Below are 24,444 nucleotides of genomic sequence, written 5' to 3' on the forward strand. Positions count from 1 at the left end.
TCCTATTCCGGCTTGCCGAATTTCTTGATGTAGAAGACGCGCGGCTTGGTCCCCGCGCTGGCCAAAAGGACCTCGGAGTGGTTCTCACGCAGGGCGATGCTGACCGCGCTCTTGGGGTCCTCCAGGTCGCCGAAGATGCGGGACTTCCCGATGCAGGTCGCCACGCAGGCCGGCTCCTTCCCTTCCTTCACGCGGTGCTCGCAGAAGGTGCATTTGTCGGCGAAGCCCTTCTCCTCGTTGATGTAGCGGGCGTCGTACGGGCAGGCGGCCACGCACGACTTGCAGCCGACGCAGCGGTACTTCTTGAGGAGCACCATCCCGTTATCCTTGTTCTTGTAGGAGGCGCCGGTCGGGCAGTTGTAGACGCAGGGGGGATTGTCGCAGTGGTTGCAGAGCTCCGAGCGAAGCTCCATCCTCAGCTGCGGGAAGGTCCCCTCGGTCTTCTCCACCACGCGGGTCCTGAAGTCCCCAAGCGGCACCTCGTTTTCCTTCTTGCAGGCTACCACGCACGCCATGCACGCGACGCAGCGGCGTTGATCGATTACCATGGCGTACTTAGGCATCTAATCCCTCCTTCTTGATCCGGACGAAGTTCACCCTCATGCCGGTCGAACCGCAGATGGGATCGACCGAGAAGCGGGTGATGAGCCCCTGGTCGTCCGCCCCGCGGGCGAAGGCCCGGGAGAGCTCCTTGCTGTTGGTGCCGAAACCGTGCACGAGGTAGACGCAGTCCTCGCGGATACGCTCGGTCACCTTGGCCTTGACGGCGTTACTCTCCACACCATCCTGGTTGGTGAGCCGCACCTTGGCGCCGTGGCGGATGCCGAGCTCGGCGGCCTTCTTGGCGTTGATCCAGACCTCGTTCTCGGGGTAGAGCTCGCTGAGCTCCGGGTTGTTGGTGGTCCGGCTGAAGGTGTGGACGGGGCTTCGGCCGTAGATCAGGCGGAACTCGCCGGCCGAAGGCTGCGGGTGCTTGGTGTAGCGCGGCACCGCGTCGAACCCCTTCTCTTTCAATTCGCTGCTGGCGAGCTCGATCTTGCCGGACTTGGTCTTGAAGGTCGGCTGGTTGAGCGGGGTGATGTACGGATTGGCGGTGTTGGGAACCGTGATGCTCCCCTTTTGCTTGAGCTCGTTGTAGTTGATCCCCCAGGCGGCGCACTGGCTCTTGATCTTGTCCTCCAGGGTGTTCCAGGGGAAGTACTCGGCGAGCCCCAGGCGCTTGCCGAGCTCCTTGGCGATCCACCAACCCGGCTTGGACTCGAAGCGGGGCTCGACCACCGGCTGGCGCAGCGAGACGGTGAGCGATTTCCCCTTGCCGACCGCCAGGGCGTCGTGGCGCTCGAGGTAGGAGCATTCGGGGAGGATCACGTCGGCCATCATGGCGGTGTCGAACGGCATCACGTCCACCACCACGAGGAGGTCGAGCTTCTTGATCGCCTCGATGGTCTCCTTCTGGTTGGGGACCGCCTTCATGAGGTTGGTGCCGGTCACCATCCACCCCTTGATGGGATAGGGGTTGCCGGTGATGGTCGAGGTACGGATGACCTGGGTGACCCCCTCGCCGCCGGCGAAGGGATAGTTGCCGAGGTTCAGCGCGTCGCGGGCGGGAGTCGGGAACGGCTTGGACTCACCCTTCGGGAAGGAGGCGGTGGTGGCCAGGTAGAGCCCCCCTTCCCTTCCCCATGAGCCGAGCAGGGCGGCGAGGATGCCGATGGCGCGCGAGCGCTGGACGTCGTCGCCGTGCCAGGTGGCGTGGCGCCCCGGGTGAACGCAGACGGCGGGGGCGTTTTTGGCCATCAGCCGCGCGGTCTCGATGATCTTGCCGGCCGGGATGTCGGTCTCCGCGGCGGCCCAGTCGGGGGTGTACTCCTTGACCGCGGCGGCCAGCTCGCCGAAGCCGACCGCGTAGCTGTCGATGTACGCCTTGTCGTAGAGCCCCTCGGAGATGATCACGTTGATCCAGGCCAGGACCAGGGCGAGGTCGGTGGCCGGGCGGATCGGGAGCCAGGTGTGGGCCTTGCCGGCCGCCACCGAGAAGCGGGGGTCGACCACCACGAGCTTGGCGCCCCGGGCGATCCCGTCGCAGAAGTCCTGCACCTGGGAGTTGTGCATGTTCTCACCCAGGTGCGACCCCAGGAGCACCACCACCTTGCTGTTGGCCAGATCGACCCGCTCGGGGGAGCCGATCCCCTCGCCGTAGGTGAGCTCCAGCCCCACGTCGCGGGGGCCGCGGCACTGGGCGAAGGAGGGCATCCCGACGTTGGGGGAGCCGTAGGCCTGGATGAGCGGGAGGAAATGGTCGGTCGGGGTGCCGTGGGTGAAGAGCGCCATCGACTCGGGGCCGTACTTCTCTTTGATCTTGGTCATCTTCTCGGCGACCACGTTGAGCGCCTCGTCCCAGGAGGCCTTGCGGTACTTCCCTTCCCCGCGGGCCCCCACGTTGATGAGCGGGGTCTTCAGGCGGTTGGGGTCGTAGAGAAGGCCCGCCCCGCCGTTACCCCTGCCGCAGAGCTTGCCGCGGGAGCCGGCGTGGGCCAGGTTTCCTTCCAGCTTGACCACCCGGCCGTTGATGACCTTGGCCATCACGCCGCACTTCCAGAAGCAGATCTCGCAGAAGGTCGGGGTGTAGGTCGCCTTGAGCATCCCCTGCTCCTCGGCCCAGAGCAGGAAGCGGTCGGGGAGGGTGGCGGCCAGCGAAAGGCCGGCCGTGGTCCCTCCGGTAATCTTTAGAAACGATCTACGTGAAATTGATTTCGTCACGTCATGTCACCTCGTGGATCTCGGTACCGGCCGGGCGCCCGCTCAAAGGGGCGCCCGGCCGCTGATGTATGGATGGGCGGGGACAGGCGAAGAAACCGAATATAGCGAACACTGAATATATAGAACGCAGTCCGGCCTCTCCCCGTGCTCCTTCCTACTCCTTCTTGAAGGTGTAGGCGCCGTTTTTGTCGAACTCAACTTTGGCATTGAGGAAGCAGACCGACTGGTAGCCGAGCTTCTTAAGCAGGTGGTAGGCCATCTCGGCACGCACCCCGGTGGCGCAGTGGGTGACGATCTTCTTGTCCTTGGGGATCTCGGCCAGACGGCTGGCGATTTCCTGCTGCGGGACGTTCTTGGCCCCCTTGAACATCCCGGCCTTGGTCTCGTCGGCGTTGCGGACATCGATGATGACCACGTCGGCCGGGGTGGCGGCGAGGTAGCTCTTGAAGGTGTCGAGCGGGATCTCGCCGGTGCGCGGCTTGGCGACGTAGGTGGCCTTGGCGGCAAGCTTGCCGGAGGCGATCCGGTACCCCGCCTTCTTCCAGGCGCCGTAGCCGCCGGTCAGCACCCGGACGTTGGCGTACCCCGCCTTGGCGAGCGTCTTGGCGACCTTGGCGGCATCCTTGCCGGGGCCGGCGCCGTAGACCACCACCGCGGGATTCTTCTCCGCGTCGGGGAGCCCCTTGACGAGCCTGGCCGCGGCGGCGGCGGGGAAGGAAACGGCACCCGCGATGTGCCCCTTGGCGGCAGCCTTGGCGGCGCGCGCATCGAGGATGATGGCCGGGTTGTGCTGGTCGATCCAGGCCTCCTTGAGGCCGCGGGGGGAGAGGGCCAAGGCGTTGGCGGCGGACCAGCCGGCCACGCCGTCACGGTAGATCTTGACGCTCGTGTATCCCTCTTTCCTCGCCTTTTCGGCGGCGGCCAGGCTCTCGAAGCTGAAGGAATCGGCGCCGTAGAAGATTACTGCGGTCCCCTTGTCGGCCGGGAGCCCGGTCAGCGCGGGGGCGGCGGGGTCGAAGGGGGCGCTCACCGCGCCCGGCAGGGCACCGGCCAAAAAGGCGGCGGACGGACGGCAGTCCGCCAGCACGGTCCCCTTCTTGCCGGCCAGCTTGGCCACCTCGGCGGTGGAGATGAGCTGATCGGCGGGAACCTTCACCTCCGGCTTCTCGACCACCGAGACGGCGGTCTTCACCCCGCCCTGCTCGGTGTAGACCACCTTCAGCGCCTGCCCCTTCTTGGTCTTGTGGAGCCCGTCGCCGTCCATCTTCTTGCCGGCCGCGGTCAGGTACTTGATCTCGTCCTCGTCGAACTTCACGAGCTCCACGGAGCTGTCCCCGCGCAGCTGGAGGGTGGCCGACTTGAAGGCGACGCTGTCGAAGTAGCCGAAGAGGGTGTTCGGTTCGGCCTTATGGCAGCCGGTGCACCCCTTGACAAAGGGTGTCCCCTGGGACGGCAGACCGGCGCCGCTTGCGGCCGAAACGGTCAGTGCCGTCGCCAGTACCATGAGGGGAAACGTTATCTTGAACATCATTTTCTCCTTATCCCTGGACCGCCGTTAGCATCCTGCCGTCTTCTTGAAGATCTTGCTGCTGTTTTTGTCGGTCTGCTTGTCGAACTTGCAACGGATCTCGTCCCCTTCCACGATCCGCTTGTCCTTGAACTTGTCCAGGGTCAGGTCGTCGGTGACCAGGATGGTGACCGATTCGCCGGTCTTGGTGTCCTTGAGGACGGCGGTGGCGGATTTGCCGTCGGCGGCCAGGGTGATCTTGGAGAGGGTGCCGACCATCTTGACCTCTTCGGCGTGGGCAGTGAAGGAGAAGGCAAAGATGGAGAGGAGCAGGGCAGCGCAGATTACCAGCAGATTCCTTTTGTTCTTCATGTGACACTCCTTTTGCGACTTGCTTCGGTTGTGCGCCGGGCACCCAAAGTGCCCGGCGCGGGTTGCCTCTTGGATCTTAGAACTTGACGTCGAAGGTTGCGTAGATGTCGCGGGCGACGGAGAGCGGGGTCAGCATCAGCATGCTGGTCTGCTTCACGTCGGAGATCTTGATCGGGGCACCGACCCAGTTGTTGCTGCCGGTGTACTCGAAGTCGTAGTACTGCATGCCGAGCCTGAAGAAGGCCTTGGAGAGGTAGCTGGAAATCGGCTTCAGGTTGAGCTCCTGGATCAGGTAAGCCTCGTAGACGTTGCCGCGGGTACCGAGCTTGGAGGTCCACATGTCGTCGGCGGCCGGATCGAAGGGGATCCAGTTCTTGGAGCCGTGGTTGAACTCGAGGCCCACCTTGGTCTTGGTCGGCTCGTAGTCGTAGCGGGCGCCCAGGTAGACGGCCCAGCCGGTCTTGTCGTTGGGGGCCTCGGGGTTGAAGAAGTTACCGGTCAAAAGCCCCTGGAAGCCGGCGTTGGAGGAGACGTTGTTGTTCGGGTGGGTGATGCTCAGGCCGGCGTCGGCGAAGAAGTTGAGCTTGCCCGGGCCGATGTTCTTCAGCGTGCTCATGGCACCGGCGCCGTACCAGTCGATGTCGCCCAGTTCCACGGAGGGGGCGGTATCGCCGAAGGCGGTGTTCTTCATGGCCGGGAAGTCGAAGATGTTGAAGCCGCGGTTCCACTGCAGCCAGACCCTCAGGGGATCGGTGTCGACCGGGATGAGGGCTACGCCGAGCATGTCGGTGTCGCGCAGGCTGTTGCCGGTGTTCTCGAAGCCGGACTCGAAGCCGCGGCCGTAGCAGACCTTGGCGTAGGCGCCGGGGAGCGCCTCGATGTCGGGGGCGTACCCCAGGGTCATGCCGTCGAAGGCGTAGTCGACCAAAAGGGCCGGGGTGCCGCCGTTACCGGGACGCTCGTTGTTCAGGCGGACGTTGGAGGGGGCCCCTTCGGTGGAAGGACGGCGGCCGACCGAGAACCAGATCGGCTGGTCGGCGATGTTGGACCAGGTGGCGTAGGCGCGGTCGACGTTCAAGAGGCTGGACGAGGGAACGCGGCTCAGGGTGCCGTCGAAGACTCCGACGCGGTCGGCGAAGAAGGGGGTCGCCCCGTTGTTGGTGATGGAGCTTTCGTCCTGGGAGCCGAAGACCTTGTAGGCCAGCAGGCGGACGTTGACGGTGACGTTCTCGGTCGCCTTGGCGTGGAGGTTAAGGCCGAGGCGGTTGGTGTAGAGGGTGTCGTTGTTGGGCTTGTAGGCCGGGACGGCCACCGCGAAGTTCTGCAGGCCGCCGAGCATCGCCTGGTTGGTGGGATTGCCCAGGAACTGCTGGGCGCCGGTGAAGGTGGTGGTCCCCCTCATCTGGGTGACGAAGTTCTGGAAGGCCGCCACCTGCGGGCCGAAGCCGGCGGGGTTGTTGAGAAACCCGGCGTTCATCTGGGCCTCGGCGTTGGAGAAGGTGCCGTTGGCGTCGGTGTAGGCGACGGTCCGGCCCCACAGGGAGTCGATCCTGAAGCGGTAATCGCCCCCCACCTGCAGCCACTTGCTGAGCGACCGGTCCTCCAGCCGCTCCACCTTCCTGGTCAACTCGTCAACCTTGAGCTGAAGATTCTGATCGTCCGCCAACGCACAGGTTGGGGCAACCAGGGACATCAACAGCGCTCCCGACAGAAATCCTTTTTCAACTCTGTTCACTGTTCCCTCCTTGTTTTGTCTTGCTGCCACACATTTTCCGCTGCTGCCACCGCAATATGTTAAAACGTCACAATTTTACTCGGTTAATACTCCCGATGATCCAGAGCGGATCGCTATATTAATTAGAATAAATTGTGAATCAATCGTATAAACAATCTACCGAAATATTCCAATAATACGATGTAATGCGCCGAAAAAAAGGGAGGTTAAGCGTCATTCTTAATGAGATGCACATCCACCTCGCCTTTCATTTTGCCGTATCGGCATAAAAGTCGTGAACTTTACTAAAAAAACGTCTGTACCACATCTAGCAACTATCAAGCCAAGCCGCCGCTTTTCCCTGATTCCCGCCGTTTAGCTCGCGGGCGGCCAGGGCACTCTTGCCATATGGCGGGATGGCACGGTCATATCACGGAGAGTTTTTTCGGCTCGGGAATCGCCCCTCGGGGAGGAAGGGGATGACACAGGGAGGAATAGGAGAGGGAGAAACAGCCGGGGGAAACACGCACCATTTTAGTCAACTACTTAATGAATTTTCCGCTCATCGAGCCGGCGGGGTCACCTCTTCCTGAACATGCACTGCCCGCCCTCGCTGGAACGGCAGAGGAAGGCGATCACCGCGACCACCAGCCAGACCAGTATGGTTACTGCGACAAAGATCTTCACCTGAACCTCCCTCGGTACCGGCGTTTTCCCTCTCGTCGACTGGTGGGAAGGGCCGCCAGGAAACAGGCGCGGGCCCCCTTGGGTGCCCGCTTTCGTCGGCCTCTCCCGCTCCGGGGGGCCGGCCCCCTGACTGAACCGGTACGCGGCCCCAGTATATGTCTTTTTGAATATATTACAAGCAGAATTATTCCGGTAAGGTCAAGGGGAGTCGCCGGGAGTCCACAGAGTCCACAGAGTCCACAGAGTCCACAGAGTCCACAGAGTCCACAGAGTCCACAGAGTCCACAGAGTCCACAGAGTCCACAGAGTCCACAGAGTCCACAGAGTCCACAGAGTCCACAGAGTCCACAGAGTCCACAGAGCCCACGGGAGAAGGTTGCCGGAGGAGGGTGAGCCGGCCGCGAAGTTACCGCGGGCAGCCGTCGCCGGCCCCGTGCCCTTCCGGCATCAGCTTCACGAGGTTGCGTCCGGCCTGCTTCGCGCAGTAGAGCATCTGGTCGGCCAGGTTCACCAGCCGTTCCGGGAAGTACTCCCGGCTCGGGATGAGCGTGGCGCCGCCGATGCTGACCGTGATGACCCGCGCGGTCGGAGAGGCGGGGTGGGGAATGCCCAGGGCCTGGATGCCGCTTCTGATCCGTTCCGCGGTCACCTCCGCCCCGTCGTGGCCTGCGCCGTGGAGCACGCAGGCGAACTCCTCCCCGCCGAAGCGGGCGGCGAAGTCGGTCCCCCTGAGCGAATCGTGGATCGCGTGGGCGACCTGGCGCAGGCACTCGTCCCCTTCCAGGTGCCCAAGCGAATCGTTGTAGAGCTTGAAATGGTCGATGTCCATGAGAAGCAGGGTGAGCTCCCCCTTGGAGCGCTCCAGGCGGAGCCATTCGCGGTGGAGATGATCGTCGAAGGCGCGCCGGTTGGGGATCCCGGTCAGCCCGTCCAGAAGGGCAAGCTGCGCATACTTTTCCCGGAGCCGTTTGAGCTCCAGCTGGGTGGCGACCCGCAGGCGGACCACCTGGGGGTGGAACGGCTTGGTGATGTAATCGACCGCCCCCGCCGTGAGGCCGGCGATCTCGTGCTCCTGCTCGGAGAGGCCGGTGAGGAAGATGACCGGGATCTCCTTCAGGAGGGGATCCTCCTTGAGCTCCTCGCAGACCTCGAGCCCGCTCATGTCCGGCATCATGACGTCCAAAAGGATCAGGTCCGGCAGCAGCCGTTCGGCGAGCTCCAGCGCCTCGCGGCCGTCGGTGGCAAAGCTTATGTGGTAGTCGTTCTCCAGCGCCTCGGTCAGGATGGCGATGTTGACGGGCATGTCGTCCACCACCAGGATGGTGGGGCGGTCTCCGGGGCGATTTATCATGGTTCCTCCCTCGCTGCGCCGTCGTAGCGGATCTTGAGCTCCCGGGCCAGGCTTTCCAACTCTCCGAGGGCCTTCTTGAAATCAAGCGCATGCAGGCTTTGTTCGAGGGACTCGAGCCTCCTCCCCGCGGGAAGGAGCTCCTTGAGGGAGGCGAAGGTCCGGCGGGCCTCCATCCGGTTGAGGTTCAGCTGGCCTGCCAGCTCGCCGACCAGCCCCTCGACCCTCACCCGCGCCCCCTCTTCCCCGGAAAAGTCCCCCGCCCCTTCACCCGCCTCCTGCGGCAACAGGCGGACCGCGGCGGCCACCTCCTCCAGCGCGCGGGAGAGCGACCCGAGCAGCACCGCGCCCCCCTCCCCCGCCATCGTCCCCATGTCCAGCTCCTGCTCGATGGTCCGCGCCGCCTCGGCCACCCGCAGGGCGCCGATATTGCCGGCGGTCCCCTTCACGGCGTGGGCCAGGGAGCGGATCTCCTCGTCATCTCCATCCTCCACCATCTGCCGCATCCGCTCCACCGTGCTGACGTTTTGGCGGCTGAACATCTCGAGGAGCGAGGCGAGGAGGCGGGCGTTTCCCCCCAGGCGCTCGAGGGCGGAATGGATGTCGATGCCGGGGAGCTCGGGGGAGAGGATTCCCTTCCCCGGCAACTCCGGCACCTCCTGCGCCGCCCCCCCCTCCCCTGCCGTCCGCCGGCGGGGAGCCCACTTAAGGAGCAACGAGGTGAGCTCGCGGGGATCGATCGGCTTGGCCAGATGGTCGTTCATCCCCGCCGCCAGGGACTTGGCCCGTTCCTCGGCCAGGGCGTGGGCGGTCATGGCGATGATGGGAAGCTCGTCGGCGCCGGCGAACTCCCTGATCATCCTGGTTACCTGGTAGCCGTCCAGCCCCGGCATCTGGATGTCCATCAGCACGAGGTCGAACTGCCGCAAGCGGACCGCCTCGACCGCGGAGGCCCCGTCCCCGGCGATCTCCACCACGCCCCCCGCCATCTCCACGAGCTCCCGCGCCACCTGCTGGTTGATGACGTTGTCCTCCACGATGAGAACCCGGGTCCCCGGCAGGCTCCCCCGCCTCGCCCGCGGCAGCGGCCGCACCGGACGACGCTCGAGCGCCTGCTCGGGGAGGCCGAGGAGCCTGCCGAGCGTCTCGAAGAGGACCGATCCCTGCACCGGTTTGGTCAGGAAGGCGGCCTTGGGGAGCGCCGTCACCTCCCGCCTGAGATCCTCGTTGCCGAAGGCGGTGACCATGATGGCCGCGGCCGGCTGCGGCAGGGCCGCCTCCCCCCGTATCCTTCTCAAGACCTCCAGCCCGTCCATCTCCGGCATCCGCCAGTCCAGTATCACGAGGTCGTACGGCTCCTCCCCCGCGGCGGCGGCGCGGCCAAGCTCGGCGATCGCCTCTCCCCCCGAGCCGGCGGCGGTGACCCGGCAGGAGAAGGAGGAGAGGAGGTTGGCGAGGATCTTGCGGGAGACCTCGTTGTCGTCCACCACCAGGGCGCGCCTGCCGGAGAGCTCGCGGCGCTGCGCGGTTCCCGGCGCCGGACGCGCCTCGGCCACCCCGAGGGTGAGGGTGAAGGAGAAGGAGCTCCCGTTACCCGGCTCGCTCTCCACCTTTAGCTCGCTTCCCATAAGCGACAGCAGCCGGGTGACGATGGCGAGCCCGAGCCCGGTCCCCCCGTACTTCCTGGTGATGGAGCTGTCGGCCTGCGAGAAAGGCTCGCAGATCCGCGCCCGTTGCTCCTCGGTGAGGCCGATGCCGGTATCGCTCACCGAGAAGGCGAGGGGGATCTTTCCCCCCGCCACCTCTCCCGCCTGCCGCACGGAGATCACCACCTCCCCCTTTTCGGTGAACTTCACCGCGTTGGAGGCGAGGTTGCCGAGCACCTGGCCAAGCCGCAGGGGATCCCCAAAAAGCACCAGCTGCCGGTCGGCCGGCAGCGACAACAGCACCTCCACCCCCTTCTCCTCCGCACTTCTTCCGATCAGGGTCCCGACGTTGCCGATCACCTCGTCGAGCTCGAAGGGGATCTCCTCCAGGGTCAGCTTTCCGGCCTCCACCTTGGAGAAATCGAGGATGTCGTTGATGATCGCCAGGAGGGTCTCGGAGGAGCGGGAGATCTTGGTGAGGTAGTCGCGCTGCTGGGGGGTGAGCCTCGTCTGCAGGGCCAGGTAGGCCATCCCGGTGATGGCGTTCATCGGGGTGCGGATCTCGTGGCTCATGTTGGCCAGAAACTCGCTCTTGGCAAGGCTCGCCAGCTCGGCCGCCTCCTTCGCCTCCCGAAGCGCCTTCTCGGCGTTGATGCGGTCGACGATCTTCCAGACGGCGTCCATCAGGAGGGTGAGCTGCAGGATGTCGGTCTGCTCGTAATCGCTCTCCTTGTTGGCCACCGCCGCCACCCCCACGATCCGCTCGCCGGTGAGGACCGGGATGGTGAGGAAGCGGGTGAGGTGGACGTGCCCCTCCGGGTACCCCTTCTTGAGGGGATGGGATGCCTGGAAGTCGTTCATCATGATCGGGCGCCCCTGGCGGACCGCCTCTCCCCAGATGCCGGTCTCTTCCAGCCGGTAGCGGGTGGCGGGGTCCCTCACCCCGCACTCGTTCATCACCTCGTGGGACCAGCTGTTGAGGGTGAATTCGCGGCTCTCCTCGTCGTAGTAGTAGACGTAGCCGATCTTGCTGGCGGTCAAGGTGATCGCCTCGTTCAAAGCCTGGTCGAGGATCTCGCTCGGGTCGTCGCCGCGGTACTGGGAGATGGCCAAAAGGCTCTCCAGGCGGGTCTGGTTCTGCCGCAGCTGGATCTCGGCCTTCTTGATCTCGCTCACGTCGGAGATCAGCACGAAGAAGCCGCGCACCTCCCCCTCGGTGATGTCGGGGATGTAGTGGGCCCAGGTATGGCCGATCTCGCCGTTGGGTTTCACGAGCGCCCGCTCGAAGTGCACCGTCTCCCCCTTGAGGGCCGCCTCGACGTACGGCTCGTTCCTGCGGTAGAGCTCCTCCCCCAGGAGCTCCCTCAGGTGGATCCCCCGCATCTCGTGGGGGCTTTTGCCGAACCATTCGCGGTAGCCGATGTTGGCGAACCCGCAGTGCAGGTCGTCGGTCCAGTAGCCGACCATCCCCGGCACGTGGTCGGTCAGGGTCCTCAGGAAGCGCTCGCGGGCGATCAGCTTCTCCTCGGCCACCCGCCGCTCGGTGACGTCGCGGGCGGCGGCGTAGATCAGCTCGCCGTAGGGGTAGGCGCGCCATTCGATCCAGCGGTAGGAGCCGTCCTTGCAGCAGTAGCGGTTGATGAAGTTGAGGACCGGCCGGTTGAGCGAGAGGTCGGCCATGGCGTTCATGGTGATCACCCGGTCGTCGGGATGGACGAGCTCCATGAAATTGGTGGCCAAAAGCTCCTCGACGGGGTAGCCGAGCACGCTCTCCCAGTAGACGTTCAAGCGCCGGAAATTCCCGCTGAGATCGGCGATGCAGAGAAGGTCGAGGGAAAGGGTGAAGAAGCGGTCGAGCTCGGCGGATTTCTCCCTGAGGGCCTCCTCGTTCTTTTTCTGCTCGGTGACGTCCCGCAAGACCTCGATGGCCCCGGTCCGCTCCCCGGCCGAATTGTAGAGGGGCGCGCCGGAGACCCAGAAGTGGGCCCCCCTGCCGTGGTAGACCGCCGGGGTGAATGCCTCGGCGTAGAGGACCTCCCCCTTCTTGATGACGTTCTGGTAGCGGGAGGCGAGCTCGGCGTCGTCGATGTCGAGCAGGTCCAAAAGCTGCGGCCGGCGGTCGCCGTAGAAGGGGACGGTGTAGGCGTAGTCCCCCTGGCCGAGGATCTCCTCCTTGGGGATGCCGGTCACCTTTTCCATGGCGCGGTTCCAGGCGATCACCTTCATCTCCCGGTCGACCACGAAGGTGGCATCGGGAAGAAAATCGATGATCTCGGTGGTCTGCCGCTGGGAGTCGACCAGCGCCTGCGCCAGCTTTTTTCGGTCGGTGATGTCGTAGTTGCTGACCCGGCGGCCGTTCACCATCCCCTCCCGGTCGCTGACCCGGCGGCAGCCGTGGGAAATCCAGCGGACTTCGCCGTCCTTTCTGAAGATGCGAAACTCCACCGAGCACTCTTCGGCGCTGTCCACCACCGCCGCGTGGCGGGCCAGGGCATCCTGGTCGTCGGGGTGCACGATGGTGGTCAGCAGGCGGGGATCGGCGGCGAACTCCTCGGGGGTGTAGCCGGTGATCCTCTCGCAGGAGGGGGACATGTAGATCACCTCCCCGTCGTACCCCTGCCAATACTCCCAGCCGTAGGTGAAGTCCATCATGGTGCGGAACTTCGCCTCCTGCTCGGCCAGGGTCCGGTTGGCCTCGGCCTGGCGCTGCCAGCCGCGGAAGATGTAGAGGCAGACGACTGCGGTGAGGACGAGGAAGAAGAGCCCGCGCAGGGGGGCGTGTTCGGCCTGCTCGGTCAGCTCCACCGCCGCCAGCGGCAGGACCATCAGGGCCAAGAGCACCGCGGCCGTGCGGAGCCCGATCGGGAAGGAAAAGGATGTCGGGGTGGGTGATTGCTTCGGCACGAGGCCCTCACGTACTCTTTGTCGGGATACCGACACCAGGCATGGTCACCGCAAAAATTCCTTTACAGCGACCCGAAGGGCGGACCGCTGGCGCAGGGGTATCCCTCCGTCCGGGAAGCCGCACCAAGAGCCGATTGGCGGCTCACCGGAAGCGAAAACCGTGGAACAACCATGGAACAACGCATACTTACTACAAACATCGTTTGCAATTTAGAGACCGCCGTAATTAATGCTGATTTTCGCTGACAGGTCAGGCCAGGAAGCTGCATTGGCAGGGGCCACAGAAAGAACCATGGATAAAAAAATAACACTGTCTGAAAATTTTTCCACTGACTGTACCCGCTTATTTTCAGTCATCCCAGATTCAGTGAAAGTAAGTTTTTGTCACGCTCCAAATATATCACACCCTCTCAAGGGTGTCCTGAACATGACTGAACGCATTTTTTTGATGAAGAAGTATTGACATTCACCAAGGCGGTAGTTAGCTATAGCTAATCATGCGCGTCAAACACTAGATAATATCAGTCTGTCAGATGAACCGATGACGTCCGTCAGCCAATCTTCCCCAGGAGGTGGAGCATGAAAGGAGAGTCGGAGTATGCCAGGCAGAAGCTAGAGGGTGTTTCGCGAAGGGAGTTTCTGAAGTTCTGCTCGGTGATGGCGGTAGGGATGGGGCTTCCCCTGACGGCGGGGGCCCGGCTCGCCGAAGCCATCGCCACCATCAAGCGCCCGCCGGTCATCTGGCTCTCCTTCCAGGAGTGCACCGGCTGCGTAGAATCGCTTTTGCGGGCCAACCACCCCACCCTTGAACACCTCCTCCTGGATCTCATCTCGCTCGACTATTCCGAGACGCTGTCGGCGGCCGCCGGGCACCAGGCGGAGGCGGCCAAGGAGGCCTCGGTCAGGGCCAACCAGGGGAACTTCATCCTGGTGGTGGACGGGGCGGTGCCGACCAGGGACAACGGGATCTACTGCAAGATCGCCGGCAGGACCGCCCTCGAGATCCTCAACGAGACCGCCCCCCATGCCGCCGCCATCGTGGCCATGGGCTCCTGCGCATCCTGGGGGGGAGTGGCGGCCGCCGCACCCAACCCGACCAAGGCCAAGGGGATCCCGGAGATCCTCACCGGGAAGAAGGTGGTCACCATACCCGGCTGCCCGCCTAGCCCCTACAACCTCCTCTCCACCCTGGTCTACTACCTCACCTACCGGAAGCTCCCGGAGCTCGACGAGCGCGGCAGGCCGAAGTTCGCCTACACGCGCCTCATCCACGAGAACTGCGAGAGGCGCCCCCACTTCGACGCCGGGCGCTTCGCCACGCAGTTCGGCGACGAGATGCACCGCAAAGGGGGGTGCCTCTACAAGCTCGGCTGCAAGGGGCCCGAGACCCACTGCAACTGCCCCCAGGTCCAGTATGGCGACGTGGGGGCGGGCGCCTGGCCGGTCGGGACCGGGCATCCCTGCTTTGGCTGCGCAGAGCCGGGGGTAGGATTCACCACCCCCCTCCATTCGCTGGCCACCATCCGCGATTTCACCCCTCCCACCTTCTTCGGCGAGGCCTTCCCCGACAAGCCGGGAATCCCGGGGAACCTGAAGGCCATGGCCGCCGGCACCGCGGGGCTCGTGGCCGGTGCGGCCGGCGCGGCCATCCTGACCGGGCTCGGCAAGAACCGCGAGCATCCACCGAGCGACACCCCCTCCCAAGGACCCGACCGTGACGGCCGCAAGGAGGTGTAGCCATGAGCATCAGCAGACGGAATTTCCTGAAAGGGGTCGCGGGTAGCGGCGTCCTCCTGGCCGCCGGTGCGCCCGCCGCCCAGGCCCGCATGTCCAAGGAGCTCCCCCCCGAGGCGGTGGGCCTTCTCTACGACGCGACCCTTTGCATCGGCTGCAAGTCCTGCACGGTGAACTGCAAAAGGGCCAACAGCGTCCCGGGGGGCGCCCTCTACAAGGAGGGGCTGGTCCCGGCGGTCGCCGATTCCTTTCTCTGCACGAAGACGGAGAAGAACGAGCCGATGCGCCCCCCCTACGAGACGGCGGGGCTCAAGGGGAACGAGGGGATCTGGGACGCCACCCAGGATCTGACCGGCAGCACGCTGAGCGTCATCAAGGTCTACAAAAACGGCACCGGCGTGAAGAAGGACGCCGCGGTCAACGGGCACGCCTTCTTCAAGCAGCAGTGCCTCCACTGCATCACCCCCGCCTGCGTCTCGGTCTGCCCGGCCGGCGCCTTCCGCAAGGATCCCCAAAACGGCACCGTCTACTACGAGGCCTACCGCTGCATCGGCTGCCGCTACTGCCAGATCGGCTGCCCTTTCAACGTCCCGCGCTACGAGTGGGGAGCGGTCTGGCCCGAGGTGAGGAAGTGCCAGCTCTGCCGCCACCGCTACCAGGAGGGGAAGTACGCCGCATGCGCCGAGTCCTGCCCGACCGGGGCCACCATCTTCGGCAAGGTGAAGGATCTGCGCGAGGAGGCCAAGAAGCGCTTCGCCATGAAAGCGGGGACCATGTACGAGTACCCGATCCAGACCCTTAACTCCACGGCCACCAACCTGCGCCCTTCCACCGCGTACGCCGACCGGATCTACGGGCTCACCGAGGCGGGAGGGACCCAGAACCTGATGCTCTCCGGGATCTCCTTCGACCTCTTAGGCTTCAACAAGGACGTCCCCTCAACTCCCCTCCCCGACCTGACCTGGGCCTACATCGCTAAGATCCCCTGGGTCTTTCTCGGGGTCTTCCTCGGGGGGACCGCGCTCCATCAGATCACGAGCCGCATGAACCGTTCGGCCAAGGAGGGGCGCCATGATTGACTTCACGAGATACGCCGGCGCCAGGGTGGGGGGAACCATCAACCGGCTCCTGGACGACAGCCACAGCCGGCACCTCGGGATCAAGATGGACACCCCGTTCACCCGGCTGCTGGTCGCCCTGATCGTGGTCGCCATCGCGGTGGCCGTCTACCGGATCGCCTTCGGCCTCGGGGCCTCCACCAACATGACCGACTACTGGCCGTGGGGGCTCTGGATCTCCTTCGACGTCCTGGGCGGAGTGGCCATGGCCGCCGGGGGATTCATCATCGCCGCCATGGTCTACATCCTCAACATGAAGAAGTACAAGTGCATCGCCCGCGCCTCCATCCTCAACGCCTTCTTCGGCTACCTTCTGGCCGCCATGTCCATCTGCCTCGACATCGGGCGCTCCTTCGTCATCTGGCACCCGCTCGTCATGTGGCAGGTGAACTCGATCATGTTCATCGTCGCCATCCACGTGGTCCTCTACACGACGACGCTCGGCACCGAGTCGAGCCCCATGGTCTTCGAGAAGCTCGGGTGGAGCCGGGCCATGGGGCGGGTGAACCGCTGCATGGTGGGGATCGCCCTCTTCGGGGTGCTCCTTTCGCTTTTGCACCAGTCATCGCTGGGGGCCGTCTACCTGATCGCCCCGAGCAAGCTCTCGCCGCTTTGGTACGGGCACTACATCCCCTACATGTTCCTCGTCTCGGCCATCATGATGGGGCTCGCCATGGTCTGCTTCGAGACCATCCTGACCGGGAAGGTGTTCAACCACAACCCGCCCCGCGACGTTTTGGAGGGGCTTGCCCGCGGCGTGGTGGTAATGGGGTCGCTCTACCTGGTCATGAAGCTCATCCACCTCTTCACCGGCCCCGGGGTGGGATACCTCCTCGCCAGCGGGATGCTCGGCCTTTTGTACGTGCTGGAGGTCGGGGTGGGGGTGGTGATCCCGGTGGTACTGCTCATCAGGAAGAAGAGCCGCCGGAACCTCGACGCCATCTTCGTCGCCAGCATCCTGGTGGTGCTGGGAGTGCTCCTTAACCGGCTGAACGTCGGGGTCTTCGGGATGTCCAATTACGCCAACCGGATGGGAGCCGACTACTTCCCCTCGGCCATGGAGCTCCTGTTGACCATGGGGATGATCGCCTTCGCCATCTTGGGCTTCAAGCTCTGTGCGAAGTACCTGAACCTCTTCCCGGAGACGCACCACTAGCCCGCTATCGCCCCTCACCCTAAAGGGAAGATGGGCAGCCAAATCCCTTTCCCCTCTCCTTAAAGGGGAAAGGGGCAGTCAAATCCATATCCCCTCGCCCCTTTAGGGGAGAGGGGCAGGGGTGAGGGAGGTTCTAAGATTTTCCCTCACCCGGCCTCCGGCCACCCTCTCCCCCAAGGGGGCGAGGGTAAATGTCTTCAAGGGGACAGGGTGAGGATGGGGTTCGGGGGAGCCAGCAGCCGATCAGAAAAATTCATTACTGGAGGGACACCATGTCTACGAGAATAACGATCGACCCGGTCACCAGGATAGAAGGACATCTGAGGGTGGATTGCGAGATAAGCGGCGGCACGGTAACCGACGCCTGGGCCTCCGGCCAGATGTGGCGCGGCATCGAAGTCATCCTCAAGGGGCGCGACCCGCGCGAGGCGTGGCTCTTCACCCAAAGGATCTGCGGCGTCTGCACCACCGTGCACGCCATCGCCTCCGTGCGCGCGGTCGAAAACGCCCTCAACCTGGAGATCCCGCTCAACGCCCAGTACATCCGCAACATGCTGATCGCCGCCCACGCCATCCAGGACCACATCGTCCACTTCTACCACCTCTCCGCCCTCGACTGGGTGGACGTTACCTCGGCCTTGAAGGGGGATCCGAAAAAGGCGGCGGCGCTTGGCCAAGGCATCTCCAGCTGGCACCTGAACAGCGTCCAGGAGCTCGCCAAGGCCCAGGAAAAGCTGAAGGTGTTCGTGGCCAGCGGCCAGCTCGGCATCTTCGCCAACGGCTACTGGGGGCACCCGGCCATGAAGCTCACCCCCGAGGTGAACCTTCTGGCCTGCACCCATTACCTCCAGGCGCTCGAGGTGCAGCGGCGCGCCAACATGATCATCTCCATCCTCGGCTCCAAGACCCCGCACATCCAGAACCTGGCGGTCGGCGGCGTGGCCAACCCGATCAACACCGACAGCCCCTCCACCCTCTCCGTCGAGCGGCTTCTCTACGTGAAGAGCCTGATCGACGAGGTGGGCGATTTCGTCAACAACGTCTATCTCCCCGACGTCTGTGCCATCGGCGCCTTCTACAGCGACTGGACCGGCTACGGGGCGGGGATCAAGAACTACCTGAGCGTCCCCGAGTTCCCCATCGACTCCAAGGGAACCGTTTTCCAACTCCCGGGGGGATTCATCCCCAACGCGGCCCTCGGGCAATTCAAGCCGATCACGAGCTTCCACGACAAGTACTTCGCCGAGGGGGTCAACGAGAGCATCAAACACGCCTGGTACCAGGGAGATTGGGACCGGCACCCGTGGCAGGAGGAGACCGAGCCGCAGTACACCGACTTCCAGGATCACGGCAAGTACTCGTGGGTGAAGGCGCCGACCTTCCAGGGCGCTCCCGCCCAGGTGGGGCCTCTGGCCAACGTGCTGGCGCTCTACGCGGCCGGGCACGCGCCGACCAGGAAGCACGCCGAGAAGGCACTCTCCACCGTAAGCTCCCTGGCCGGGACCACGGTCGGCCTCGACGCCCTTCACTCCACCATCGGGCGCCACGCAGCCCGCGCCATCCGGGCGGCGGTTTTGCACGAGACCCTGGAGAAGCAGTGGACCCTTCTGATCGAGAACATCGGCAAGGATACCGCCACCTTCAACCGCCCCGAGTTCCCCAAAGGCGAGATCAGGGGAGTGGGGATGCACGAGGCCCCGCGCGGGGTGCTTTCCCACTGGGTGGTGATCGAAGACGGCAAGATCAAGAACTACCAGGCGGTGGTTCCTTCCACCTGGAACGCGAGCCCGAGAAACTCCAAGGACCAGCCGGGGCCGTACGAGGCATCCCTTAAGGGGACTCCGATCGCGCAGGCAGAAAAGCCCCTGGAGGTGCTGCGCACCGTGCACTCCTTCGACCCGTGCCTCGCGTGCGCGATTCACCTCGTGGACAAGGAGCACCCGGGCGCGATCACCGTCACCGCGCGCTAGGAGACGTCATGAACGTACTGGTCATGGGAATCGGCAACCTGCTCCTTCAGGACGAAGGAGCAGGAGTACGGGTGGTGGAGGAATTCGGAAGACGATTCCTCCCCATCCCCGGCGTTCACGTCTTGGACGGAGGGACCAGCGGCATCGAGCTCCTCTCCTACCTCTCGGGGAGAGATGCCTTGATCCTTCTGGACGTAGTGAGGGGAGGCCTCCCCGCGGGGGCGGTCTCCCGCTACGAAGGCGACGCAGTACCGGCCCTCTTCCAGCAAAAGATATCGCCGCACCAGCTCGGCATCTCCGACCTCTTAGCCACCGCGCGGCTGATGGGGGAGCTGCCCGCCAAAGTCGTCCTCTTCGGCATCGAGCCCTGTTCCATCGAGACGGGGGTGGAGCTCACCCCCAAGGTGGCTGAGAGCGTATCCCTGGTCGCCGAGCTCGTGGCTGCCGAGCTTCGCGACCTCGGAGTTGCCTCCCCTCCCCCCCTATCTAAAGCTTAACCAGCCTGCCACCAAGCAAATATTTCAGCCGCCGCCCCTGTCTATGCCTTTCACCTTTGACAACAGTGAAAGACCTCTATATAGTTCCACCTAATTTAAGTCAGAACCACCAGCCTCCATTCAGAAGACATGGTGCTCATAGGATCCTTGGTAGTTAAAACGGGAACACTGTGAGTATAGAGCATGGTGGTGTTGAGACTGGGATGGTCAAGCTGTCTTAGAACGAGCCGGATATCTCCGCGGTTTTCAGCCTGGAATCAGGTGGCGTTCTTGGCGTGAGTTGCAAGCAAAGCCCCACTCGGAGGGATGACCAGTTTTCTGGTGATCCCCCCAAATGGAACATTTCACCATACGGGTAGTTAGCCAATTCAGCAAGTTATGCCAACGCTGGTATCTCGCTTTTGTAACCACTCCACCCAGAGTGGGGTGATATCCACAATTTCCGGTGAATGACTCGTTGGCAAAAAGGAAGAAAGAGAGAAGATGAGCACCTTATCTGATTTGGACCCTTGGTCGCCGCTCCAATCTGCCTATCGGACTGAGCTCAAAATTCAAGGTAAAAAATTGCGATTTCAAAGTGCTCTGATCGACGGTGCACGTTTCGTTGCTTGTCTAACCTTCGCGTTCACTGAAACCGGAATGTATGTAAAGGTGATGAGGTTCTTGCCATTCGGCTTCCGGAGGCATGCGTTGTTTGTCCCGTGGAACGAGGTAGAGGTCAAGAAAACAGATTACTGGACAGCATACCCCTATGAAGTCCATATGACGCGCGCGTTACAAGTTGACTTCAGAGTTCGCGGACATCTAGGCAAAAGGATAACCGAATGCCAGCATGATTCAGTTCCGTAGGTCGCGTTGAGGAACGAAACGCGACACCCGGCGCTGCGCCAACTGTGGCAATGTCGCGTCTCACGCTGAAGCCGTTCAACGCGACCTACGTGCGGACAACTTTAGGCCTCCGTTGACACCGGCATGGGGGGCACCTTGACCAAGGTGACACAGAAGTGATACACTTTTGCAAGGAGGTAACTGCCATGCCCGCAAAAAACCCGAGGATAAATGTGGTGCTTGAGAGACCGCTGTACAATGCTGTCCAAGAGCTTGCCGAGGACGAGGGGATTTCCATGTCAATGCTGATGCGGGATCTGGTCAGGGAAGCCATGGAAATTCGCGAGGACAGGATGCTCGCCGCAATTGCAGCGGAACGTGAAGCAGAATTCGACTCCCGAAATGCCTTGGGACATGATGATGTCTGGTCCTAAAATCCCTTTCACAGTTTCCTACCATCCGGACGTGAAGGCGAGGGATATCCCGAACATCAACGTCGATATGCGAACCAGGATCAGGAAGGCGATCGAGACCCGTCTAATGATCGCTCCTCACGAGTACGGAGAGCCACTGCGGAAGAGCCTCAAGGGATACTGGAAGATGAGGGTCGGTGATTACCGCGTGGTGTTCAAGATCCTGGAAGAGCAAATCCTTGTCCTCGCCATATGCCATCGCAAAGACGTCTACTCTTCGACTGAGAAAAGAATCCATTCCTAATGTGGGACAAATCGTCCGAGGCATAAAGCGGGGACTGGCAACGCCGAACCACGGCCTTAGACGCGGACGGCTGACGCAGCCGGTCAAGGCCGGGCCCGTTAAAAGAACTGAGATGAGTGAGGGAGAAGTTGAAGGCCGCCGGAGGGCTGACATTAAAGGGAGTGGGTTACCTGGCTTCGGCGTGCAGCTTGAGACCAAGTGCCGCTACGATCTTGAGGATGGTATCGAAGCCAGGAATTCGCTCACCGGAAAGCGCCTTATAAAGAGTCTCACGGGAAAGACCTGTATCGATGGCAACTTGGGACATTCCTTTGGCACGCGCTATGTCACCAAGTGCTTTAGCAACAAAGGCGGCATCGCCATTAGACTCTTCCAGACACGCTTCAAGGTAGGCTGCCATTTCTTCCGGAGTGCGAAGATGCTCAGCGACATCATACCGACTTGTTTTGGTCTTGGACATTACCTGCTCCTGTAAATTATGCGGCGCGGTTGAGGGCATCCCAACCGATACAGGCGAGTTGCACCGTTTTTGGGATCGGCTTTGAGCCGGAACGGTAGTGTGCGATCATTCTCCGAGTCATTCCTAAAGCATCTGCTGCGGTAGACAACGAAAGCCCGTTTTTTTTCATCCACTCATCAAAGCCGGCAGGAGAAAGCAGGCCTGCTTGTTCACGACAGAGTTGGTAAAGGCGGTCAGCACCCATATCAAGGCCACCCGGCCAATCAAGACCATGCCCCCATTCTTCGATCACGACTTGAGAAAATATGGCAGAAGCTGCAAGCGGAGCTAAGGCGGTATGACGGCTGATCACATCCGATAGATCACAATCGTAATTTTCGCCTGTGCTCCAGCCAATCACAAGATGGTGAACGCCGGTCACCTGAACAGATTCAATCAAGGGAGCTTTGCTCATTGGTTTAACCTCCGATATTCGGCAAGCAGTTCTTCGCGGTGTGCGGCTATCCATTCAACAGCTGGAATCATGCGGCTCCTTGGTCGAACAGCGCCAGCTAGTACGGTAAGGCTTTCAAGTGCGACGGAAATCCGCGAACCATCGCGGAAGAGAATGTGCGCGTGAGGGACGGGATGCTCTTCACCCGCGTTGATGCGAATCTTCCAATCGCTCTCTCCGTGCGCTGTGGTCATGGCTCCCAATATAGTGTAACAATTACACCACGTCAACATGGAGATGTGGGAGGTGCAGGGTGATACCCCCTGGCAGCCATACAGTCCGGGGGGGCTTGATTGTTGAATATTAGAGGAACGGAGAGCCCGGGGAGGTCTTGTCTCTTGTATTTTTCAATAACAAAGGTCCTGCCCCCAAGGCGCTCCGACCTGGTAGCTAGGCACTGGATTGGTAACCGGCATGTGGTTGTGGATAGGTGAGGAGGGGATTAACTGCGTCGCCAAGGGTCGTGAATGGATAAGCCAGAAATGTGTTGAAAATCCTTGACGTTTCGTGTGGCCAAGGGATAACCGACCGAGAGTGCAATGGCTGCAATCTGCGCGTCTTCCGTCGTCATTGAAATTCCGCTCTGACGGCTTGCGGAGACTACTGAGGCATAAAGATCGGCACATTCGGCGTCAAAAGGGAGACAGCGATCCACGAATTCGTCGGAAAACATCCCCTCTGCTGCCGCCGCCAAGGCGTCTCTGCGCTTCCCAGGAGGCAGCAGCGATATCCCGAGCGCTATTTCGGATTGAACAATGGCGGTGATATAGAAGACATCAGCTTGCCGGTGCGCGAACCAATCCAGCACCGTTTCATCCGGCTTCTGCCGCATCAATTCCGAAATAACATTCGTATCGAGAATGATGTTTGCCAAGTTTGACTACTCCTCGAACTCCGGTGGTGTGCGAACCGCCTGCCGTGGTGGGATTGGCAAGGATTCCGTGGGGACAGATGCGAACCGCTCATGAATCGCTAGCCCAAGGTTTCTTTCCCCCTTCGCCGGGGCCAATGCCTGGGCAAGGATGTTCCGAACCTCGGCTTCCATAGAGCAGCCATGCTGAGCGGCACGAACACGTAATTGTGCCTTTAAGTCGCTGTCAAGATTGCGGATCGTGATCGATGCCATAATTGCGCCTCCTGTCTTGATGCCACCAGCCAACATTCTAACGGATGAATGCAACGATTGCAATGATTGCAATCAATACAGGAGACTCCATTTCAGAAGCGTTCCCCCTGGGAACTTCTCGTGGGAGGGCCAGCATGATAACCGTGGTAGCCATGTTCAGGGCGATAAATGTCGGTGGCAGGAATGTGTTGCCGATGAAGGGCCTGGTGGCGTTGCTGGAGGAGCTCGGGGCGTGCCGGGTCAGGACCTATATCCAAAGCGGGAACGCGGTCTTCGACCTGCCTGGGCAGCGGGATCGCACGGCTTTCCCCGGTCAACTGGCGGAAGCGATCGCCAGCGGGTACGGCTTCCAGCCGGCCATCATCCTGATGGGGCTCGACGACCTGGACCGCGCCATCAACGACAATCCCTTTCCCGACGCCGCTGACGAGACGAGCCGACTGCACTTCGGCTTTCTGGCCTCCCAACCGGACCATCCCGACCTCCAAAAACTCGAAACCCTCCGGGCGCCTAGCGAGCGGTTCCACCTCAGCCATGGCGTGTTCTACCTCGATGCGCCGGAAGGGGTTGGAAGGTCGAAGCTGGCGGCGGGCGCCGAGCGGCTGCTCGGGGTGGCAATGACCGACCGCAACTGGAAGACGGTACGCAAGATCAGGGAATTGGCGGATGCCTCTGAGACAACCGGATAAGACCGCAGTAGAAGGCAAGGGATGGTGATGGGACCTCCTTGACTGACGGGAGTCGGTGAAGGCTGGAGGGCACAGGGCGCTCCGCAGGTCACGCCGCGCTTTGTACGCCAGGGAGTCCAAGGCAAAGCGCATGGCGAAGTGAAGGGCGCTAAAGGGGTTGGCCTGGGAATACAATGCCGGCGCCACTTGCGACAAATCTCCGCGTCCTTTTCCCCGTTGGCGGAGGCCCGGCTTCCCGAAGAGGACCCACTTTAAGCAAAAGCAGACCTGCTTTTATTTAAAGCGGGTCGTAGTTAAGTAAATGATGACCGTGTTTAAGTAACTTCACGGGCCTCATTAGCTTTTCAAGGGCTCACCCCACGTGTCGTGGGTATTGTGGGCTAAAAAATGGGCAGCTATCGATAGTAGTAGCCCCTCCAGCAATCCAAAGAAGCCATGCGAATAGAAAATGCAAGGAGCAAAAAGGAAACCGGTGGCTATTTTTAGTTACCGAAGAGGTCGTTTTAGCAAAAGCGACCCTTACTTTATTTAAAGCGCCCCTTACTTTACTTAAAGCACCCCTTACTTTATTCCCCCCCCCCTCATATTAGAACCTGATTAGCGCCAATCTTCCGCTAGGCGTAACCACCGCTCTGGTCGGCTGCCAGTCCGGGCAGCGGCAGCAGCGAGGCGGGGAAGCATAGCAGCAAGATCGAAACGACGGTTAAAGCGGTACTGA

20 protein-coding genes and 1 pseudogene are annotated in these 24,444 nt (G+C 62.3%); 8 read left to right on the top strand and 13 right to left on the bottom strand.

The window, feature by feature from the left end:
- Nucleotides 1–2 precede the first annotated feature (2 nt).
- From ACYVL5_RS17580 to ACYVL5_RS17610, 7 genes are all read right to left on the bottom strand, one after another.
- Nucleotides 3–563: a 4Fe-4S dicluster domain-containing protein gene (locus ACYVL5_RS17580; protein ID WP_460596879.1), complete on the bottom strand. Its 561-nt coding sequence runs from the start codon at nucleotides 561–563 to the stop codon at nucleotides 3–5.
- Nucleotides 556–2,760 (bottom strand): molybdopterin-dependent oxidoreductase, encoded by a 2,205-nt coding sequence (locus tag ACYVL5_RS17585; protein WP_460596880.1) that lies wholly within the window; start codon nucleotides 2,758–2,760, stop codon nucleotides 556–558. Before ACYVL5_RS17585 ends, ACYVL5_RS17580 begins: the two co-directional genes overlap by 8 nt.
- A gap of 154 nt (nucleotides 2,761–2,914) precedes the next feature.
- The gene (locus tag ACYVL5_RS17590; protein ID WP_460596881.1) at nucleotides 2,915–4,288 is read right to left on the bottom strand and encodes a rhodanese-like domain-containing protein; all 1,374 of its coding nucleotides are present in this window, start codon (nucleotides 4,286–4,288) and stop codon (nucleotides 2,915–2,917) included.
- 27 nt (nucleotides 4,289–4,315) lie between these two features.
- On the bottom strand, nucleotides 4,316–4,639 hold the full coding sequence (locus tag ACYVL5_RS17595) for a hypothetical protein (protein WP_460596882.1): 324 nt from the start codon (nucleotides 4,637–4,639) through the stop codon (nucleotides 4,316–4,318).
- A gap of 76 nt (nucleotides 4,640–4,715) precedes the next feature.
- Complete coding sequence (locus tag ACYVL5_RS17600; RefSeq protein ID WP_460596883.1) at nucleotides 4,716–6,374, bottom strand: DUF3373 domain-containing protein; 1,659 nt, start codon at nucleotides 6,372–6,374, stop codon at nucleotides 4,716–4,718.
- A 1,072-nt stretch (nucleotides 6,375–7,446) separates the two neighbouring features.
- Nucleotides 7,447–8,391, bottom strand: coding sequence for a PleD family two-component system response regulator (locus ACYVL5_RS17605; RefSeq protein ID WP_460596884.1), 945 nt, complete (start codon nucleotides 8,389–8,391; stop codon nucleotides 7,447–7,449).
- Nucleotides 8,388–12,938, bottom strand: coding sequence for a PAS domain S-box protein (locus tag ACYVL5_RS17610; protein ID WP_460596885.1), 4,551 nt, complete (start codon nucleotides 12,936–12,938; stop codon nucleotides 8,388–8,390). Before ACYVL5_RS17610 ends, ACYVL5_RS17605 begins: the two co-directional genes overlap by 4 nt.
- Nucleotides 12,939–13,517: 579 nt before the next feature.
- Here ACYVL5_RS17610 and ACYVL5_RS17615 point away from each other — a divergent pair.
- From ACYVL5_RS17615 to ACYVL5_RS17645, 7 genes are all read left to right on the top strand, one after another.
- Nucleotides 13,518–14,675, top strand: coding sequence for a hydrogenase small subunit (locus ACYVL5_RS17615; protein WP_460596886.1), 1,158 nt, complete (start codon nucleotides 13,518–13,520; stop codon nucleotides 14,673–14,675).
- Nucleotides 14,676–14,677: 2 nt separating this feature from the next.
- The gene (gene hybA, locus ACYVL5_RS17620; RefSeq protein ID WP_460596887.1) at nucleotides 14,678–15,751 is read left to right on the top strand and encodes a hydrogenase 2 operon protein HybA; all 1,074 of its coding nucleotides are present in this window, start codon (nucleotides 14,678–14,680) and stop codon (nucleotides 15,749–15,751) included.
- A complete protein-coding gene (gene nrfD, locus ACYVL5_RS17625) occupies nucleotides 15,744–16,946 on the top strand; it encodes a polysulfide reductase NrfD family protein (RefSeq protein WP_460596888.1) in 1,203 nt (400 codons plus the stop codon). The genes hybA and nrfD overlap by 8 nt, the downstream gene beginning before the upstream one ends.
- A 272-nt stretch (nucleotides 16,947–17,218) precedes the next feature.
- A complete protein-coding gene (locus ACYVL5_RS17630) occupies nucleotides 17,219–18,916 on the top strand; it encodes a nickel-dependent hydrogenase large subunit (RefSeq protein WP_460596889.1) in 1,698 nt (565 codons plus the stop codon).
- Nucleotides 18,917–18,924: 8 nt separating this feature from the next.
- A complete protein-coding gene (locus ACYVL5_RS17635; protein ID WP_460596890.1) occupies nucleotides 18,925–19,413 on the top strand; it encodes a HyaD/HybD family hydrogenase maturation endopeptidase in 489 nt (162 codons plus the stop codon).
- A gap of 1,034 nt (nucleotides 19,414–20,447) precedes the next feature.
- A complete protein-coding gene (locus ACYVL5_RS17640) occupies nucleotides 20,448–20,675 on the top strand; it encodes a ribbon-helix-helix domain-containing protein (protein ID WP_460596891.1) in 228 nt (75 codons plus the stop codon).
- A complete protein-coding gene (locus tag ACYVL5_RS17645; protein WP_460596892.1) occupies nucleotides 20,662–20,958 on the top strand; it encodes a type II toxin-antitoxin system RelE family toxin in 297 nt (98 codons plus the stop codon). Before ACYVL5_RS17640 ends, ACYVL5_RS17645 begins: the two co-directional genes overlap by 14 nt.
- Before the next feature lie 166 nt (nucleotides 20,959–21,124).
- Here the strand turns inward: ACYVL5_RS17645 and ACYVL5_RS17650 are convergent, their stop codons facing one another.
- The 5 genes from ACYVL5_RS17650 to ACYVL5_RS17670 all read right to left on the bottom strand — a co-directional run bounded on the left by ACYVL5_RS17650 (nucleotide 21,125) and on the right by ACYVL5_RS17670 (nucleotide 23,037).
- Nucleotides 21,125–21,418: a helix-turn-helix domain-containing transcriptional regulator gene (locus ACYVL5_RS17650; RefSeq protein ID WP_460596893.1), complete on the bottom strand. Its 294-nt coding sequence runs from the start codon at nucleotides 21,416–21,418 to the stop codon at nucleotides 21,125–21,127.
- A 16-nt stretch (nucleotides 21,419–21,434) separates the two neighbouring features.
- On the bottom strand, nucleotides 21,435–21,872 hold the full coding sequence (locus tag ACYVL5_RS17655) for a DUF2442 domain-containing protein (protein ID WP_460596894.1): 438 nt from the start codon (nucleotides 21,870–21,872) through the stop codon (nucleotides 21,435–21,437).
- Nucleotides 21,869–22,144: a DUF4160 domain-containing protein gene (locus ACYVL5_RS17660; RefSeq protein ID WP_460596895.1), complete on the bottom strand. Its 276-nt coding sequence runs from the start codon at nucleotides 22,142–22,144 to the stop codon at nucleotides 21,869–21,871. The genes ACYVL5_RS17655 and ACYVL5_RS17660 overlap by 4 nt, the downstream gene beginning before the upstream one ends.
- Nucleotides 22,145–22,353: 209 nt before the next feature.
- Nucleotides 22,354–22,785 (bottom strand): type II toxin-antitoxin system VapC family toxin, encoded by a 432-nt coding sequence (locus ACYVL5_RS17665; protein ID WP_460596896.1) that lies wholly within the window; start codon nucleotides 22,783–22,785, stop codon nucleotides 22,354–22,356.
- A gap of 6 nt (nucleotides 22,786–22,791) precedes the next feature.
- Nucleotides 22,792–23,037 carry a FitA-like ribbon-helix-helix domain-containing protein gene (locus ACYVL5_RS17670; RefSeq protein ID WP_460596897.1) on the bottom strand — a complete coding sequence of 82 codons (246 nt, stop codon included), beginning with the start codon at nucleotides 23,035–23,037 and terminating at the stop codon, nucleotides 22,792–22,794.
- A 134-nt stretch (nucleotides 23,038–23,171) separates the two neighbouring features.
- On the opposite strand from ACYVL5_RS17670, the gene ACYVL5_RS17675 reads away from it, so the two are divergent.
- Nucleotides 23,172–23,726: a DUF1697 domain-containing protein gene (locus ACYVL5_RS17675; protein ID WP_460596898.1), complete on the top strand. Its 555-nt coding sequence runs from the start codon at nucleotides 23,172–23,174 to the stop codon at nucleotides 23,724–23,726.
- Between the two features lie 597 nt (nucleotides 23,727–24,323).
- Here the strand turns inward: ACYVL5_RS17675 and ACYVL5_RS17680 are convergent.
- A pseudogene (locus ACYVL5_RS17680) lies at nucleotides 24,324–24,444 on the bottom strand (IS1595 family transposase); the annotation flags it as partial.

The sequence above is a fragment of the Geomonas sp. Red276 genome (assembly GCF_054784495.1).

Bases quoted from the DNA above. Each gene is read 5' to 3' on its own strand.
- ACYVL5_RS17660 (WP_460596895.1), bottom strand. From the start codon at position 22,144: ATGTTGACGTGGTGTAATTGTTACACTATATTGGGAGCCATGACCACA.
- ACYVL5_RS17675 (WP_460596898.1), top strand. From the start codon at position 23,172: ATGATAACCGTGGTAGCCATGTTCAGGGCGATAAATGTCGGTGGCAGG.
- ACYVL5_RS17615 (WP_460596886.1), top strand. From the start codon at position 13,518: ATGAAAGGAGAGTCGGAGTATGCCAGGCAGAAGCTAGAGGGTGTTTCG.
- ACYVL5_RS17650 (WP_460596893.1), bottom strand. From the start codon at position 21,418: ATGTCCAAGACCAAAACAAGTCGGTATGATGTCGCTGAGCATCTTCGC.
- ACYVL5_RS17595 (WP_460596882.1), bottom strand. From the start codon at position 4,639: ATGAAGAACAAAAGGAATCTGCTGGTAATCTGCGCTGCCCTGCTCCTC.
- ACYVL5_RS17655 (WP_460596894.1), bottom strand. From the start codon at position 21,872: ATGAGCAAAGCTCCCTTGATTGAATCTGTTCAGGTGACCGGCGTTCAC.
- ACYVL5_RS17590 (WP_460596881.1), bottom strand. From the start codon at position 4,288: ATGTTCAAGATAACGTTTCCCCTCATGGTACTGGCGACGGCACTGACC.
- ACYVL5_RS17635 (WP_460596890.1), top strand. From the start codon at position 18,925: ATGAACGTACTGGTCATGGGAATCGGCAACCTGCTCCTTCAGGACGAA.
- ACYVL5_RS17580 (WP_460596879.1), bottom strand. From the start codon at position 563: ATGCCTAAGTACGCCATGGTAATCGATCAACGCCGCTGCGTCGCGTGC.
- ACYVL5_RS17640 (WP_460596891.1), top strand. From the start codon at position 20,448: ATGCCCGCAAAAAACCCGAGGATAAATGTGGTGCTTGAGAGACCGCTG.
- hybA (WP_460596887.1), top strand. From the start codon at position 14,678: ATGAGCATCAGCAGACGGAATTTCCTGAAAGGGGTCGCGGGTAGCGGC.
- nrfD (WP_460596888.1), top strand. From the start codon at position 15,744: ATGATTGACTTCACGAGATACGCCGGCGCCAGGGTGGGGGGAACCATC.
- ACYVL5_RS17670 (WP_460596897.1), bottom strand. From the start codon at position 23,037: ATGGCATCGATCACGATCCGCAATCTTGACAGCGACTTAAAGGCACAA.
- ACYVL5_RS17630 (WP_460596889.1), top strand. From the start codon at position 17,219: ATGTCTACGAGAATAACGATCGACCCGGTCACCAGGATAGAAGGACAT.
- ACYVL5_RS17645 (WP_460596892.1), top strand. From the start codon at position 20,662: ATGTCTGGTCCTAAAATCCCTTTCACAGTTTCCTACCATCCGGACGTG.
- ACYVL5_RS17605 (WP_460596884.1), bottom strand. From the start codon at position 8,391: ATGATAAATCGCCCCGGAGACCGCCCCACCATCCTGGTGGTGGACGAC.